Genomic DNA, 2,002 nt, shown 5'->3' with positions numbered 1-2,002 from the left:
AACTTAATTAATACATCAGACGAAAAGACAACAGAAGAAGAACAAAAAGCACACTCAATCATGGCAATATGGAATTATCAAAAACAAAACTACTACATCAAAAAATAATAAAAAAACTGACCCCAATCAGAAACTATGTATTGTGATTGGGGTCAGTTTTTTTATTATGAAATATTATTGGTTTAATAGTGTTTTGCTTTTGATAATTCTTTACTTATCGTCAAGTCGATGTCATGTCGATGTAAAGTAAAAAAAGCTTTTTTAGCCCCTGCAGGAACTATGCGATTAAACGGCACGTTTACCCACTTTTCATGCCAATTTTTAAATTTGCATGTAGATGGGCAGTGTCTAAAAAATTAGCCACTGGTTTTTAGAAAAATCATTTTGTGAAATCAAAATATATTTATTTGGCTCATATTTGCGTTTTAAGAGCGTGTATAAGTTTTTGGATATAAAACTATATGATTTACCCCTAATTCTTTAAAATGCCCCCTTAAAATTAAAAATAAGGGTATTTGAAAATAAGCAAAATAAAAAAGCCGACCTAAAAATTAAGTTGGCTTTTTTTAGAAATATTCTGCTAAGTTAAATCTAATTTAATCATACCACCGTTTATGCCGAGAAAACTTTTTGGTTTGAAAAATGAAATGTGATAGCTAACTTGTTAGCGAGTTGGTTGGACTTGAATTGGGATTAATCCCAAGAAAGTACCAACTCAACATCACATGGAATTGTAGGTTCAAACCAAAAAGGAAATTGGAATAAAAAACATGTACAGACGGAAAAATAGAGCATGATTCACGGAGTGATCATCATGCTCTATTTTTGGGTTTTTAGAAACGAGTGAAACGAGTTTCTTCTTGTCTTGATACTAATTAGAAATAATTCAAAGATATTAAAATTGAGTTGAACGTTGATATTACAGTATTTTTAGCTATTTTTAAAGTGGAAAATAAAATTTGACATAAAAAATCCCCAGGTATAAGATTTAATTGTCGAGAAAAAATCTAACCAGGGGGTTTTTATATGCAAAACAATCATACAAAATTTATAACTGAAAATCAAGATAATAAAACTTTGAAAGATATTTCTAAAAGTGGGAAACAACGCCCATGGAAAGAGAAAAAAATTGATAACGTGAGCTATTCTGAAATTCTCGACATTCTAAAATTAAAAAAGGCTCATAACGTCAAACAGTGTGGAAGCGTCTTAGAATTCAAACCGACAGAAGAAGGCTATTTAAAGCTTTATAAGACATGGTTTTGTAAATCGAAATTGTGTCCAGTTTGTAATTGGAGGCGTGCTATGAAAAATAGTTATCAAGCACAAAAAGTGATTGAAGAAGTGGTAAAAGAAAAACCGAAAGCACGTTGGTTGTTCTTAACTCTTTCAACACGAAATGCGATAGATGGAGAACATTTAGAAAAAAGTTTAAAGGATATGTCTAAGGCTTTTAATAAATTAAAAATGTATACAAAAGTTAAAAAGAATTTGGTCGGGTTTTTGCGTTCTACGGAAGTTACAGTTAATCAAAATGACGGTAGTTATAACCAACATATGCATGTTTTACTTTGCGTTGAAAATAGTTATTTTAAAAATAAATCTAATTATATAAAGCAAAGTGAATGGGTTGATTTATGGCAAAAAGCACTGCAAGTTAATTACAAACCTGTGGCAAATATAAAGGCGATCAAACCAAACAAAAAGGGCGATAAAGATATTCAAGCAGCAATCAAAGAAACATCAAAATATAGTGTTAAATCATCAGACTATCTAACAAGTAATCAAGAAAAAAATCAAGAAATAGTCAAAGACTTAGAACAAGGTTTATACAGAAAACGTATGCTAAGCTACGGTGGTTTACTCAAACAAAAACATAAAATTTTAAATTTAGATGACTCAGAAGACGGGAACTTAATTAATACATCAGACGAAAAGACAACAGAAGAAGAACAAAAAGCACACTCAATCATGGCAATATGGAATTATCAAAAACAAAACT

The 2,002-nt window shown here is 30.3% G+C and carries 1 protein-coding gene and 1 pseudogene; both read left to right on the top strand.

Features of this window, described 5'->3' with window-relative positions:
* Positions 1-108, top strand: a pseudogene (locus LQ682_RS13960) (protein rep); the annotation flags it as partial.
* Positions 109-1,026: 918 nt separating this feature from the next.
* Positions 1,027-2,002, top strand: a 976-nt coding sequence (locus LQ682_RS13955; protein WP_239724586.1) for a protein rep, incomplete at its 3' end; no start/stop codon positions are given.

Source organism: Mammaliicoccus sp. A-M4, assembly GCF_022386955.1.
Lineage (GTDB): Bacteria > Bacillota > Bacilli > Staphylococcales > Staphylococcaceae > Mammaliicoccus > Mammaliicoccus lentus.
This window is presented reverse-complemented; position numbering and strand designations above follow the sequence as displayed.